The 13,210-nt window shown below is 71.9% G+C and carries 11 protein-coding genes; 7 read left to right on the forward strand and 4 right to left on the reverse strand.

From position 1 onward, the window contains the following. Nucleotides 1-3: 3 nt before the first annotated feature. Together AC1MGR_RS02685 and AC1MGR_RS02690 are read right to left on the reverse strand one after the other, a co-directional pair. Nucleotides 4-831: a DNA-binding protein gene (locus AC1MGR_RS02685; protein ID WP_480233558.1), complete on the reverse strand. Its 828-nt coding sequence runs from the start codon at nt 829-831 to the stop codon at nt 4-6. A 736-nt stretch (nt 832-1,567) separates the two neighbouring features. Beyond that, the gene (locus AC1MGR_RS02690) at nt 1,568-1,765 is read right to left on the reverse strand and encodes a DUF2735 domain-containing protein (RefSeq protein ID WP_480233559.1); all 198 of its coding nucleotides are present in this window, start codon (nt 1,763-1,765) and stop codon (nt 1,568-1,570) included. Between the two features lie 533 nt (nt 1,766-2,298). On the opposite strand from AC1MGR_RS02690, the gene AC1MGR_RS02695 reads away from it, so the two are divergent. The 4 genes from AC1MGR_RS02695 to AC1MGR_RS02710 all read left to right on the forward strand — a co-directional run bounded on the left by AC1MGR_RS02695 (nt 2,299) and on the right by AC1MGR_RS02710 (nt 6,896). Then, complete coding sequence (locus AC1MGR_RS02695; protein WP_480233560.1) at nt 2,299-2,724, forward strand: helix-turn-helix domain-containing protein; 426 nt, start codon at nt 2,299-2,301, stop codon at nt 2,722-2,724. Nucleotides 2,725-2,865: 141 nt separating this feature from the next. Further along, nucleotides 2,866-4,044, forward strand: coding sequence for a methionine adenosyltransferase (gene metK / locus AC1MGR_RS02700; protein ID WP_108036944.1), 1,179 nt, complete (start codon nt 2,866-2,868; stop codon nt 4,042-4,044). A 4-nt stretch (nt 4,045-4,048) separates the two neighbouring features. After that, nucleotides 4,049-4,795 carry a tRNA (guanine(46)-N(7))-methyltransferase TrmB gene (trmB, locus tag AC1MGR_RS02705; RefSeq protein ID WP_480233561.1) on the forward strand — a complete coding sequence of 249 codons (747 nt, stop codon included), beginning with the start codon at nt 4,049-4,051 and terminating at the stop codon, nt 4,793-4,795. A gap of 331 nt (nt 4,796-5,126) precedes the next feature. Further along, a complete protein-coding gene (locus tag AC1MGR_RS02710) occupies nt 5,127-6,896 on the forward strand; it encodes an HWE histidine kinase domain-containing protein (RefSeq protein WP_480233562.1) in 1,770 nt (589 codons plus the stop codon). A gap of 27 nt (nt 6,897-6,923) precedes the next feature. Here AC1MGR_RS02710 and AC1MGR_RS02715 read toward each other — a convergent pair whose 3' ends face one another. Next, a complete protein-coding gene (locus AC1MGR_RS02715) occupies nt 6,924-7,994 on the reverse strand; it encodes a hypothetical protein (RefSeq protein ID WP_480233563.1) in 1,071 nt (356 codons plus the stop codon). Nucleotides 7,995-8,255: 261 nt separating this feature from the next. Between AC1MGR_RS02715 and AC1MGR_RS02720 the strand changes: the two genes are divergently transcribed. The 3 genes from AC1MGR_RS02720 (at nt 8,256) to AC1MGR_RS02730 (ending at nt 11,425) form a co-directional block, all read left to right on the forward strand. Then, complete coding sequence (locus AC1MGR_RS02720) at nt 8,256-8,855, forward strand: superoxide dismutase (RefSeq protein ID WP_055946939.1); 600 nt, start codon at nt 8,256-8,258, stop codon at nt 8,853-8,855. Between the two features lie 298 nt (nt 8,856-9,153). Further along, nucleotides 9,154-10,689 (forward strand): murein biosynthesis integral membrane protein MurJ, encoded by a 1,536-nt coding sequence (gene murJ / locus AC1MGR_RS02725; protein ID WP_108036934.1) that lies wholly within the window; start codon nt 9,154-9,156, stop codon nt 10,687-10,689. Nucleotides 10,690-10,765: 76 nt separating this feature from the next. Beyond that, on the forward strand, nt 10,766-11,425 hold the full coding sequence (locus AC1MGR_RS02730) for a haloacid dehalogenase type II (RefSeq protein WP_480233564.1): 660 nt from the start codon (nt 10,766-10,768) through the stop codon (nt 11,423-11,425). 33 nt (nt 11,426-11,458) lie between these two features. Here the strand turns inward: AC1MGR_RS02730 and AC1MGR_RS02735 are convergent, their stop codons facing one another. After that, complete coding sequence (locus AC1MGR_RS02735) at nt 11,459-13,147, reverse strand: methyl-accepting chemotaxis protein (protein ID WP_480233565.1); 1,689 nt, start codon at nt 13,145-13,147, stop codon at nt 11,459-11,461. Nucleotides 13,148-13,210: the final 63 nt, after the last annotated feature.

Below are 13,210 nucleotides of genomic sequence, written 5' to 3' on the forward strand. Positions count from 1 at the left end.
CGTTCAGCGCCGCTGCGCCTGCTCCCCGTCCAGAACTTCGATCATGTCGGCACTCGCGATGTCGAGGGTCGGGCCGAGCCACGCCTCGACCACCCCCCGCACCCGGACCTGCCGCCCGCGCAGGGAGGCCGCACTCAAACCACGTTCCTGCAAGACGCGCCAAGTGCGTTTCGACACGGTCACGGTCAGCCCATCCTCGCCCCGGCGCACGAAGTCGAGATAGGTCCGGCGTGGGCGCTCGCCGACCCACCGTACCGCCCCCTGCAGCACGACGAAGCGACCCAGTCTGGCGCGCAGGGCCGGGCCGTCCTGGACGTCCGGACCGGTTTGGCGCCAGAGGCCGCTGCCGCGCCGCCGCGCCCCGGCCTCCACCGCCAGGAGGGCCGGCCGGCACAGGGTGTCCCGCTCGCCCGCATCGACCGCGACGAGGCCGAGGGCCACCAGACCGGCCGCGAGGTCGGGCGTCGTCGCCTCGGCGTCGGTCTCGTCCAGCGTCGCGTCGACATGGGCCCGGCCCCATCGATCGCTCTCGCCCCGGGCGACCAGCGTCAGGGCGCGTCCGGTCCGGGCGAGCAGCCAGGCGCGGGCCTCCGAGGCCTGCTCTGCGCCGTCCGGCCAGCGCACGCCGTCCAGCACGGCCCGATGGCCCGAGGCGAGGATCAATTCGCCCCGCGGGTCGAGGCCGGCGAGACGCTCCGCCCGAGCCGGCGCCTCACGGCACTCGGGCGCCACCGCGCCGGCCGGATTCGGCAGCGCGAGCACGGCGCTCACGGCGAGGCCGAGACGCCGTGCTCCCCGCAGGCGGGGCGATCGTCGCTGTGCGATCGTCACGAAAACCGACTCCCGGGCGATGGCGCGAATCCCACGCCATTGTCGCCCCGTACGGGGCGGAGACAAGGAAGGGCGCCGCTGCGCAGGGCGGTTCATGCCGCATTGCGGCAAGATGGCCACAGGCGCCGAGCCTCGTGCTCCGGCCGGCCGAGGCGTGCGTCCCCGGTTGGCGGGTCCGGACGATGATGCTAGGAACACCCCCGGTGAGTCTCCGTAGCTCAGCTGGACAGAGCACAGGTTTCCTAGATCACAATTGGGCGTCGCGAGGGGAAACCGCGCGGCGGATCCGCTCAAATTCGGGGAACGCTCAACGTGTGCCGCCGGCGCACGCAGCCAATCCCGAGCCAAGCCCGGCACCCGCATCCGCGGGCCTCGGGACGGTGTAGAGACTAGACGGGCGGCACCTAAGGGGTTCGGCGACGAAGCCTACGGTGGAGGGATAGTCCAGACCACGAACGGGCGCTTTCGGGCGCGCGGCGGCGGAAGCCGAAGTGGGATGAAACCTGGGGTCGCAGGTTCGAGACCTGCCGGGGACGCCACCACGCATGCGCCGTGTCGCGCGCCATGCCCTGCTCGCGGGATGTCCGGGCCGCGCTTGCAACGATTTCGTCTGAGAGGTTCGAGGCCACTTTGCCCGGCATGCCCCGCCCTGGCAGGGCCCGGCGCGTGCGCGCAGTCCGTGCGCGCAGTCTTCGGGCCGACGTCCGAACGGTCGCGTGCTCTGGGCAGCCCGTCCTTAAGGCTTGCGGGTCCGGGTGTCTTCCTCGATGGCCGCCTGATGATACCAGCTGTCGTGGTAGGCCACCTGGGCCGGGCGCTGGCCCTTGGGTGCGCCGTCGGTCTTGCCGATCGCCTGTGATCCCTGGGGTGCGGAGGTCCGCGGATTGCGGAAGGGCAGGATCGTGGCCGTCTGTTGATGATGTCCCATAGTCATGGAGCGCGTGGTCCTCTCTTGCGCTGCCTTCGCCGCGCCTTAGGTGAAGAGTATAGGTCTGCCTGATACGTTTTGCATCACGAGGACCCCATGAAATTCCTCAGATGCGAGAAATATAGGCTTGCCGCATATTCTTTCAGGATTGGTCAAGGTCTCTGACCGTTCGCGGCGCGAAATCGGGCATGACCGTTCTTTGACCTGTCGTGTCTTGACCGGCACATGTCTTGATGTGCCGCACGATCTCGCCCTGCGTCACCGGATCGTCGGTCGAGTTCAGCGCGCGACCGGGCTGCCGCCGGGCCCCGGGCGCGATGCGGGAAATGTGGGGTCGGCGGCTTGTCCACATGATCGCCCGGCCGGACGGTCCCCCGGGTCCGGTTCGGTTTGACGCCTGCGGGAGGGGGCCATACCGTCCCGCCGGGCGAACGGAAGGCAGGTCGTCTCCGCAGCGAAGCTTCGCTGAGGGCGAAGGGTCCGGACGTGGTCAGGCCCTGGCGCTGCAGGAGCTCGCAGCAGAGCGTGGGACGGGCGAGATGGCTGGGCAGAAGACCGACGCGCGGGACGTCCATGTGGGGCAGCGAATCGCCGAGCAGCGCAAGCGGGCGTCCCTGACCCAGAAGCGCGTCGCCCAGAGCTTCGGGATGTCGGCCGCCCAGCTTCAGAAATACGAGAAGGGCACCAACCGCATCAGCGCCATCCACCTCGACACCTTCAGCCGGCTGACAGGGGTGCCGATCGCCTACTTCTTCGACGGGCTGGCGCACGAGGGCGCGGCGTCGTCCGGCGGCGAGGCGGATGCGGGATTCTCCGAAAGGCCGCAGGAGGTCTACGCGGCCGACAATCCCTGGCTGGGCCTGACCGACGTCGTGGTACAGCACGTGAACACGCATTTCCCCGAGCCGGAGCGCCGGCGGTTCGCCGCGATCCTGCAGGCGATCGGACGCCAGCTCGACGGCTGATCTATCGTCCGATTCGTTCGCTTTGACGGATTTATCCGGTCTTCCGGCTTGACCCTATCGAGCCACCCTGCCAGACACTCGCCCCTGAACAATCAGGAACGGCGCCGCGACATCCTGGGCGCCCACAGCATGGGGCCTTCAATGCCGCGTTCAAACTACCTGTTCACGAGCGAGTCCGTCTCGGAAGGCCATCCCGACAAGGTGTGCGACCGGATCTCCGACACCGTCGTCGACGCCTACCTCGCGGCGATGCCGGAGGCCCGCCTCGGGGTCGAGACCCTGGCCACCACCAACCGGATCGTCATCGCGGGCGAGGTGCGCGGCCCCGATTCGGTGACCTTCGACCATCTCACCGAGCTGACCCGCGCTGCGGTGAAGGACATCGGCTACGAGCAGTCGGGCTTCCACTGGAAGCACAACGACATCGCCATCCACCTGCATGCCCAGTCCGCCGACATCGCCCAGGGCGTCGACTCGTCCGGTAATAAGGACGAGGGCGCGGGCGACCAGGGCATCATGTTCGGCTACGCCTCCGACGAGACGCCCGAGCTGATGCCGGCGCCGATCTACTATGCCCACAAGATCCTCAAGGACCTCGCCGACGCCCGCAAGGCCCGTCAGGGCGACGCCGCCAAGCTCGGTCCCGACGCCAAGAGCCAGGTCACCGTCCGCTACGAGAACGGCCGCCCGGTCGGCGTCACGCAGATCGTGCTCTCGACCCAGCACCTCGACGAGTCCCTCGACTCGGCCGACGTGCGCGCCATCGTCGAGCCCTACATCCTGGCCGCCCTGCCGCAGAACTGGGTCTCCGAGGAGACCGTCTGGCACGTGAACCCCACCGGCAAGTTCGTGATCGGCGGTCCCGACGGCGATGCCGGCCTCACCGGCCGCAAGATCATCGTCGACACCTACGGCGGCGCGGCGCCCCACGGCGGCGGCGCCTTCTCGGGCAAGGATCCGACGAAGGTCGACCGCTCGGCCGCCTACGCGGCGCGCTACCTCGCCAAGAACGTGGTGGCGGCCGGCCTCGCCACCCGCGCGACGATCCAGCTCGCCTACGCCATCGGCGTCGCCAAGCCGCTCTCGATCTACGTCGACCTGCACGGCACCGGCCAGGTCGACGAGGCCAAGCTCGAGGACGTGCTGATGAACGCCCTCGACCTGTCGCCCCGCGGCATCCGCACGAAGCTCGGCCTCAACAAGCCGATCTACGCCCGCACCTCCGCCTACGGCCATTTCGGCCGCGCGCCGGAGGCCGATGGCGGCTTCTCGTGGGAGCGCACCGACCTCGCCGACAGCCTCAAGTCGGCCCTGTCCTGATCCCATGAGCCTGGGGCGGGACCAGCTCCCGCCCCATCCGGGCGGGCACGAACCACCGGAGGGCGCCGACCGCGCCTTCTACGGCCGCCGCAAGGGCAAGCGCCTGCGGGCCGGCCAGGAGCAGCGCCTGTCCGCGCTGCTGCCGAGCCTCCGGCTGGCCCTGCCGCCGGCCGGCGCGCATCTCGATCCTCCGAGCCTGTTTCCCGTGCCGGTGGACGAGGTCTGGCTCGAGATCGGCTTCGGCGGCGGCGAGCACCTCGCCGCCCAGGCGACCGCCCACCCCCGCACCGGCATCATCGGCGCGGAGCCCTTCGTCAACGGCGTGGTCAAGCTCCTGCGCGCGGTGGACGAGGCGGACCTCCGCAACGTCCGGATCTGGGACGAGGACGCGACCGCCCTGCTGGCGGCCCTGCCCGATGCCAGCCTGGCCCGGGTCTACCTGCTCTATCCCGATCCCTGGCCCAAGCGCCGGCAGCGCAAGCGCCGCTTCGTCTCCGACGGCGCCCTCGCGGAGATCGCCCGCGTCCTCCGGCCCGGCGGCGTGTTCCGCTTCGCCAGCGACATCGACGATTACGCCGGCTGGACCCTGGTTCGCGCCGCGCGCTGTCCGGACCTCGCCTGGACCGCCGAGGCGGCCCGGGACTGGACGCGGCCCTGGTCGGATTGGCCGGGTACCCGCTACGAGGCGAAGGCCCTCGCCGCGGGCCGGCCGCCGAGCTACCTCGAGTTCCGCCGGGTCGGACCGGCCTGAGGGCGCGGGCCTGAGCGCGGCGGCGCAAACTGGTTTGCCGACATCCTTTTGGTGGGGTTGTTCGGGAAACACGCATCCCCATCTCAGCCCGGCCTTGTTCCGCCCGGTCTTCGGTTGTCTGATAGGCGCCGACGACGCGCGAGCCTTCCGGTGGAGCGCGGCCGTGCGTCCGTGACACGAGGTCGGACGCGCCGAGCGAGGATGTGGCGTGCACGACGCTTCGGACAAGTCTTCCGTGGATCCAGGCAAGTCTTCCATGGGCGTGCCTTCCATGGGCGTGTCTCCCATCGGCAAGTCTTCCGTGGGTGCGTCTTCCATGGGTGCGTCTTCCATGGGCGCGTCTCCTGTCGCGGGCGTCGGGACGGACCCGGCGTCGGAGCCCGCGCCGGGACCGGATGCGGACCTGCGCGGGACCGCCTTCGCGCAGGCGCCGATCGGCATCCTGGTCGTGGACGGGGCCGGCCTCATCCGGGACGCCAACCCCCATCTCTGCGACCTCCTGGGCTATGAGCCGGGCGCGCTCGACGGGCGGGCCCTCTCGGTCCTCGGCGCCGTGGCCCAGCGCGTCTGCATCCGGCGCTGGCTCCGGGCGGACGGCACCGGCCTCGACATGCGCATCCGTCCCTCCAAGCGGCGGGACGACCTGCAGATCCTCGTGGTCGAGGCCGTCGATCCCGACGAGGTCGTGCGGGCCGAGGAAAACCGCGCCGCCCTGACGGCGGCGGGCCTGGGCGAATGGCGCTACGACTTCGCCGACGGCCGGGTCGTCCTGTCGCGCCGGGCCGCGCACCTTCTCGGCTATGCCGCCGACGATCCGGTCACCTGGAACCGCCTTCAGGCCGCGATGGACAGCGGCGAGGTCGCCCGCATCCGCGCCCAGGTCCGCGCATCCCTACGGGACGGCGCGCCCTTCGCCTTCGAATGCCGCCTGCGCCGTGCGCCGGACGGCACCACCATCGATGTCGGGGTGCGGGGGCAGGCCATCCCGGCGGGGGAGGGCAGCGGTCGGCCCGCGGCCCTGGTCGGCGTGGTCGAGGACGTGACCACCCACGTGGAGGCCCGCAACGCCCTGCGGGACGGCGAGCAGCGCCTGCGCATCGCCACCTCCCTGGCGGCCCTCGGGATCTTCGAGTGGCACATGCTCGACGACCAGGCCATCTGGGAGAACGAGCGCATGTTCGCGATCTTCGGGCGCAGTGCCGCCGACGGCGCGCTGGGCAAGCGCGAATTCCTCGAGACCGTGCTGCACCCGGACGACCGCCCGGCCTTCCGGGCCGCGATCTCGCAGGCCCTGCGCGAGGACAGCACCCTGGCGGTCTCGGGTCGCATCCGCCGCCTCAGCGACGGGGCATGGCGCACCCTCGACTTCGCCGGGCGCTTCGAGCGCGATGCGCCCAACCGCCTGCCCCGGCGCCTGATCGGGGTCGTGGCCGACGTGACGGAGCGCCGGCTCGCCGAGGAGCGCCAGACGCTCCTGATCCGCGAACTGCACCACCGGGTGAAGAACACCCTGGCCACGGTCCAGGCCATCGTCGGATCGACCGCCCGCACCGCCTCCAGCATCGAGAGCTTCTACGAGGCCTTCGTCGGCCGGATCATGTCCCTGGCCCACACCCACTCGGTCCTCACCGAGGACACCTGGCAGACGGCGTCCCTGCGCACCCTGCTCGCCAACGAGCTGAAGCCCTACGCGGAAGGATCCCTGAACGGTGCGGAGGAGCGGGACGCCCGCATCCAGCTCTCCGGACCGCCCGTCGACATGGCGTCCGAGGTCGCGGTGCCGATCGGCATGGCGATCCACGAGTTGACCACGAACGCCGCCAAGTACGGGGCCCTGTCCACCCGGGACGGCCGAGTGGCGATCACCTGGGCGCTCGAGCCCGGCGGTCCGGCCGGGACCCTGCACTTCACCTGGGTCGAGAGCGGTGGCCCACCGGTCGCGCCGCCCAAGCGGCAGGGCTTCGGCTCGCGCCTGCTCCAGCGGGTGCTGACGGCCCAGGTCCGGGCCGAGGTCTCGATGGACTACCCGCCGGAGGGGTTCACCCTGACGATGCGGGCGCCCCTGCCGGTCCGCAACGCGGCGCTGAATCCGCTGGCCTGAGGGCGCCCGCCAAGGGTGGTCCCGCGATCAGGCCGCGCCGCGGCTGTCGGTCTCCCCGCCCGCCTCGACGAAGGCCTTGAGCTCGTCGAGGGAGCCGAAGGTGAAGCGGCCCCGCGGCGTGTCCGCCTCGATCACGCCGGTGGAATACATCACGTAGGTGTTCCCCCCCGAGGCGTAGGTGCCGACCACCTGCGGTTCCTCCGCGACGGGGGCCGTGGGCTCGGCGGCCGGCGGCTCCGGGGTCGGTTCGGGCTTCTCCGCGGGAGCGTCCACGACCTCGGCCGCCGCGATTGCGGCGGGCGGCGGGGGCACGGGGTCGGGCGCGCGGTGGGGCTGCGCTTCGGCCTCCACGAAGCGGGGGGCGCTCCCGAGCGCGGGGGCGGGCTCCGGCACCGGCACCGGCACGGGCACAGGCTCCAGCAGGGGCTTGGGCGCCGGCACGTCGAACAGGTCGTCCTCCGTCGCCCGGGTCTCGGGCCCCGGTGCGACGTCGGCGAAGTCCGGCTCCGGGATCCGCGGCTCCGGACGGTCGTGGGGCGCGTCCGCCGGCAGGAGGTTCGGCAGCAGAGGTTCGGCGGCCGAAGGCTCCGGGGCGGGCGGGGCAGGATCGAAGAAGGTCGGTTCCAGGCCGGGGCGGGTGGACGCGGCGCCTGCCAAGCCCGCGCCAGCGCCAAGACCCGCGCCAAGACCCGCGCCAATGCCCGCGCCAGCGCCAAGACCCGCGCCAATGCCCGCGCCAGCGCCAAGGCCCGCGCCGGCGCCGAGGCCCGCGCCCAGGCTCGCGGCGGTGGCGGCCAGGCTCGGCCGGGCCCGCAGCGCGGCGCTCGGGTCCGCTGCCCCGGGGAGGGCGAGCTCGGTCTCGGCCGGGGGGGCGGACTGGGGCGCCGGCGGCGCCTCGCGGACGGCGCGCTCCAGGCCGCGCAGGCGGCCCGCCACGACCGCCAGGCCCAGCACCACGGCCCCGGCCGACGCCGTGGTAGCGCCCGCGATGGTCATGGCGAGGCCGCTCTCCAGCCGGACGAAGGGGAAACCCTGGATGACCGATACGATTCCGCCGACGATCATGACGGCGGCCAGCGCGAACAGCGCGATATTCATGGATGTCTCGACAAACGCCTGCACCTTCAGGTGCGGCGCGCACACTAAAGGCCTGGGGGGCATTTGCAAAACGCACAATCGCGCGTCGGGCGCGGCCGCCCACCGCGCAGGCCCCCTCCGATCGCCGCCGCCGGGTATCGACCGCACCCGGGCATCGACTTCCCCCGGGCATCGACTTACGTAACGGCGCGTTGGTGACAGGGTCGCGCGCCGGTCGCGCGTTGTCCTGCGTCCAATGTCTCACGAGCCGGAGAGTTGCCCATGACCTTCACCCTGCCCGAACTGCCCTACGCCTACGACGCGCTCGGCCCCTACATGTCGAAGGAAACCCTCGAGTTTCACCACGACAAGCATCACAAGGCCTATGTCGACACGGGCAACAAGCTGCTCGAAGGCACGGGTCTCGAGGGCAAGAGCGTCGAGGAGGTCCTGACCTCGGCCTACGGCAACAACCAGCCGCTCTTCAACAATGCCGGCCAGCACTACAACCACATCCACTTCTGGCAGTGGATGAAGCCCAACGGCGGCGGCGCCGCTCCGGGCGCGCTCGCCAAGAAGATCGACGAGGACCTCGGCGGATTCGAGAAGTTCAAGGCCGACTTCATCCAGGCCGGTGTCGGCCAGTTCGGCTCGGGCTGGGCCTGGCTCGCGGTCAAGGACGGCAAGCTCGCGATCATGAAGACCCCGAACGGCGAGAACCCCCTCGTGCACGGCGCCAAGCCGATCCTCGGCGTCGACGTCTGGGAGCACTCCTACTACATCGACTACCGCAACCGCCGCCCCGACTACCTCAAGGCGTTCATCGAGAACCTGGTGAACTGGGAGCACGTCGAGAAGATGTACGGCGAGGCCACCGCGTAAGGTTTTTCTTCCGTCAGTTCGCGCCGCGAGCCACCCGGTTCGCGGCGTTGCCGTGTCCGGTCTCACGCGTGTTCGCTCCTCGGATCGCAAGCGCGTTCCGTCCTTGGCATTTCCGCACCGACTTCCTCACGCGCAACGTGACCCTCCCCCTCTGCGGGGGAGGGTGGCCCACGAAGTGGGCCGGGGGAGGGGGGCGCCGTCCCCTCCGAAAAGGTCGCGCTGCCCCTCTCCCGCCTGCTCCGCAGGCACCCTCCCCCGCTGAGGGGGGAGGGGCCGCGATCACCGTCGAGCGAGCCCCATGATCCGCAGCATCCTCTCCGTCGGCGGCTGGACGCTGGTCTCGCGCGTCACCGGCTTCGCCCGCGACGTGGTGATGGCGGCGATCCTGGGCGCGGGGCCCCTGGCCGACGCCTTCGTGGTGGCGTTCCGCCTGCCGAACCACTTCCGGGCGATCTTCGGCGAGGGCGCCTTCAATACCGCCTTCGTGCCGAGCTATGCCGGCCTCTCGGAAACCGACACGGCCGAGGCGGGCGCGGCGCGGCGCTTCGCCGATCGCATCTTCACCCTGATGCTGCTCGTGCAGATCGCCTTCCTGGCGCTCGCCATGCCGGCGATGCCCTGGGTCGTGCGCGCCCTGGCGCCGGGCTTCTCGGAGGACCCGGAGCGGTTCGCGCTGGCCGTCTCGCTGACCCGGATCACCTTTCCCTACCTCCTGTTCATGACGCTGGTGACCCTGTTCTCCGGCATTCTCAACGCCCATCGGCGCTTCGCCGTGGCGGCCGGGGCGCCGGTGCTGCTCAACCTATCGATGCTGGTCGCCCTGGGTCTCGCCGCGCTCTTCCCCAACGCCGCCTACGCCGCCGCCTGGGGCGTCACCGTCTCGGGCGTGCTGCAGTTCGCCCTGGTCTGGTGGGACTGCCGGCGGGCGGGCATCGCCCCGACCCTGACGACCCCGACCCTGCGCGACCCGGCCATGCGGCGCTTCTTCAAGGTGCTGGGGCCGGCGGTGATCGGCTCGGCCGGATTCCAGATCTCGTCCTTCGCCGACACCATCATCGCGAGCCTGCTGCCCACCGGTGCGGTCTCCGCCCTGTGGTATGCGGACCGGCTCTACCAGCTGCCCTTCGGCGTGATCGCCATCGCGGCCGGCACGGTGCTCCTGCCGGAGATGAGCCGGCGCATCGCCGCCGGGGACGTCGCTGGGGCGCACGCGGCCCAGAACCGTGCCGCCGGGTTCTCCCTCGCCCTCGCGGCGCCGTTCACGGTGGCGTTCCTCACCCTGCCGGCCCTGATCATGACGGCCCTGTTCCAGCGCGGCGCCTTCGGGGCCGAGGACGCGGCCCGGGCGGCCTCGGTCCTCGCCGCCTACGGGCTGTCCCTCCCGGCGGTGGTCCTCGTGCGTAGCGCGCTGGCGAGCTTCTACGCCCGCCAGGACACGATGACCCCGCTCATCGCCTCCCTCACCGCCATCGCCATCAACGTCGCCCTGAAGGTGGTGCTCACCGGGCCCTACGGCGTCACCGGCCTCGCGATGGCCACCGCCATCGGCCAATGGGTCAATCTCGGCCTCCTCGTGGCCCTCGCCTGGCGGCGGGGCTGGATGGCGCCGGGCCGCACCCTCGGGGTCACGGTCGTCGGGGTGGTGGTGGCCTGCATCGCGCTGGCGGCCACCGCCGTCTACGGCCTGCCCCTGGCCGACGCCCTGGTGCCGGCCCTGCCGCGCCTGCGCGAGATGGCGGTGCTGGGCCTGATCGGGATCGCCGGAACGCTGGTCTACGCCGTGCTGTTGTTGGGAACGCTGCGCCTGTTCGGGCTTCGCCTGCGGCGCGCCTGATTCCGCGCGGCGCGCGCGGGAGGGAGCGGTCTCCCCGCCCGACGGCAGCGATCGGATCTGTCCACAGGAGGCCCGCATGGCCGAATTGCCCCGCATCGCCGTCTTCGACGCCTACGGCACCCTGTTCGACGTCCATGCGGCGGTGGCGCGCCACGCGGACGCGATCGGACCCGAGGCGACGACCTTGTCCGAGACCTGGCGCGCCAAGCAGCTCGAATATTCCTGGGTCCTCGGCCTGATGGGGCGCTACGCCCCGTTCTGGGACCTGACCGAGCAATCGCTGGACTACGCGCTGGCGCGCTGTCCCGGTGTCGACCGGGCGCTGCGCCCCCGGCTCCTCGACGCCTATCGCGACCTCGACGCCTACCCGGAGGTGCCGGGCACGCTCCAGGCCCTGCGCGCGGCGGGATGGCGGACCGCGATCCTCTCCAACGGCGACGCGGCGATGCTGGCGCGGGCGGTGGCCTCGGCGGGGCTGGCGGACCGCCTCGACGCGGTGCTCTCGGTGGAACCCGCGCGAACCTTCAAGACCGCCCCGGCCGCCTATCGCATCGCCACCGACCGCTTCGGGGTCGGGCCGGAGGGCGTGCTGTTCTGCTCCTCGAACCGCTGGGACGTGGCCGGGGCCGCCGCCTTCGGGTTCCGGCCGGTCTGGGTCAACCGCAAGGGGCTGCCGGATGAGTATGCCGCCCAACCCCCCGAGCGGGTGATCGAGAGCCTCGACGCGCTACTCTGAGGGCGCGTGCCGGGGCTGCCCGGCTTGCGGACGTCAGGCCGCCCGGATGGTGGTCAGGAAGTGCGAGACTTGGCCGCCGAGATGCTCGGACTGGCGCGAGAGCGCCGAGGCCGAGGCCAGGACCTGAGCGGCGGCCGCCCCGGTCTCCTCGGCGGCGCCCGCCACCCCCGAGACGTTCTGGGTGACTTCGCCGGTGCCGATGGAGGCCTGGGCCACGTTGCGCACGATCTCCTGGGTGGCCGCGCCCTGCTCCTCGACGGCCGCCGCGATCGACGCGGCGACGTCGCTGATCTCGCGGATGCGGCCGGTGATGCCGCCGATGGCCTCCACCGCCTGGCCCGTGGACGCCTGGATGCGGGCGATCTGGCCGGTGATCTCGTCGGTCGCCCGGGCGGTCTGGTTGGCGAGCTCCTTGACCTCGGCCGCCACCACGGCGAAGCCGCGGCCGGCCTCGCCGGCCCGCGCCGCCTCGATCGTCGCGTTGAGGGCGAGAAGGTTGGTCTGGCCCGCGATGGTCGAGATCATCGCCACCACGTCGCCGATGCGCTGGGCCGCCTCGCTGAGGTCGCGCACGAAGGTGGCGGTCTGCCCGGCCTCCGTCACCGCCTCGCGGGAGAGCTGGGCCGAGCCCTGGACCTGCCGGCCGATCTCGTCGACGGAGGAGCCGAGTTCCTCGGCGGCGGCCGCCACGGTGGTGACGTTCGCCGAGGCCTGGTCGGCGGCGGCGGCCACGGAGACGGAGCGCTGCGCCGTCTCGCTGGCATTGGCCGACATGCTGCGGGCCGTGTCCTGCAACTGCGCGGCGGCCGTGCCGACCTGCGCCACGACACCGCCCACCGCCGCCTCGAACTGGTCGGCGAGGTTGCGCAGGGTCTCCCGGCGCAGGGCCTCGGCTCCGGCGCGGGCCGCCTCGGTCTCGGCCTCCAGGGCCCGGGTGCGCAGGATGTTGTCCTTGAAGACCTGGACGGCGCCCGCCATCGCGCCGATCTCGTCCCGCCGCGCGGCGCCCGGCACCGTGACCGCCGTGTCGCCGGTCGCGAGCCGCCGCATCGCTTCGGTCATCCGCTGCAGCGGGCGGCTGACGCCGAGGGCGAGGGCCAGGGCCGCACCCGCCGCGATCAGCATCGCGAGGCCCACGAGGATCGCGGTGGTCAGCACGGCGGTGTCGTAGGTGTCCTGGGCACGGGCGCCGCTGGCGCGGGCGCTGCCCTCCTCGAGGTCGACGAGCTTCTGCAGGGCGCCGAGGACGGCGTTGATGCGCGTCGACATGTCGGTGTTGTAGGTGCGCTGGGCGCCCGCGAGGTCTCCGGCCTGTGCCTGCGCGACGATTCCCTCCTGCAGGGTCCGGTAGGCGGTCCATTCCGTCTCGAACGTGCGGTAGAGGGCCTGCGAGTCCGGCTTGGCCGGCAGCGCGGCGTAGGCGGCCTGCACGGCGCGCATCTCGGTCTCGCGCTTGGCCAGTGTTGCCGAGACGTCGGCGCGGGCCGCCGGCGTATCGGCGGTGATCAGGCGGCCGCCATTGACCCGCTGGCGCAGGACCAGGACCTGAATCTTGCCCAGGAGCTGCACGTTCGGGAGGCGCTCGTCGCGCATCTCACGCGCCACCGCGTTGACGGCGCGCAGCTGCAGCAGGGCCGAGCCGCCGATCAGCGCCACGAGACCGAAGACGAGGCCGAAGCCGAGGAACAGCTTGGTACGGATCGACAGGGCGCGGAGGGACATGCGGCGAGGAACCCGATCGGAGGGGAGGTCCCGCATCATTCGCGTCAGGCGTTAAAAATTCCC

The sequence above is a fragment of the Methylobacterium sp. BI1 genome (assembly GCF_056680125.1).

Excerpts from the sequence above, each read along its gene's own strand:
- AC1MGR_RS02690 (WP_480233559.1), bottom strand. The coding sequence starts at position 1,765 with ATGACTATGGGACATCATCAACAGACGGCCACGATCCTGCCCTTCCGC.
- AC1MGR_RS02695 (WP_480233560.1), top strand. The coding sequence starts at position 2,299 with ATGGCTGGGCAGAAGACCGACGCGCGGGACGTCCATGTGGGGCAGCGA.
- metK (WP_108036944.1), top strand. The coding sequence starts at position 2,866 with ATGCCGCGTTCAAACTACCTGTTCACGAGCGAGTCCGTCTCGGAAGGC.
- trmB (WP_480233561.1), top strand. The coding sequence starts at position 4,049 with ATGAGCCTGGGGCGGGACCAGCTCCCGCCCCATCCGGGCGGGCACGAA.
- AC1MGR_RS02710 (WP_480233562.1), top strand. The coding sequence starts at position 5,127 with ATGGGCGCGTCTCCTGTCGCGGGCGTCGGGACGGACCCGGCGTCGGAG.
- AC1MGR_RS02715 (WP_480233563.1), bottom strand. The coding sequence starts at position 7,994 with ATGAATATCGCGCTGTTCGCGCTGGCCGCCGTCATGATCGTCGGCGGA.
- AC1MGR_RS02720 (WP_055946939.1), top strand. The coding sequence starts at position 8,256 with ATGACCTTCACCCTGCCCGAACTGCCCTACGCCTACGACGCGCTCGGC.
- murJ (WP_108036934.1), top strand. The coding sequence starts at position 9,154 with ATGATCCGCAGCATCCTCTCCGTCGGCGGCTGGACGCTGGTCTCGCGC.
- AC1MGR_RS02730 (WP_480233564.1), top strand. The coding sequence starts at position 10,766 with ATGGCCGAATTGCCCCGCATCGCCGTCTTCGACGCCTACGGCACCCTG.
- AC1MGR_RS02735 (WP_480233565.1), bottom strand. The coding sequence starts at position 13,147 with ATGTCCCTCCGCGCCCTGTCGATCCGTACCAAGCTGTTCCTCGGCTTC.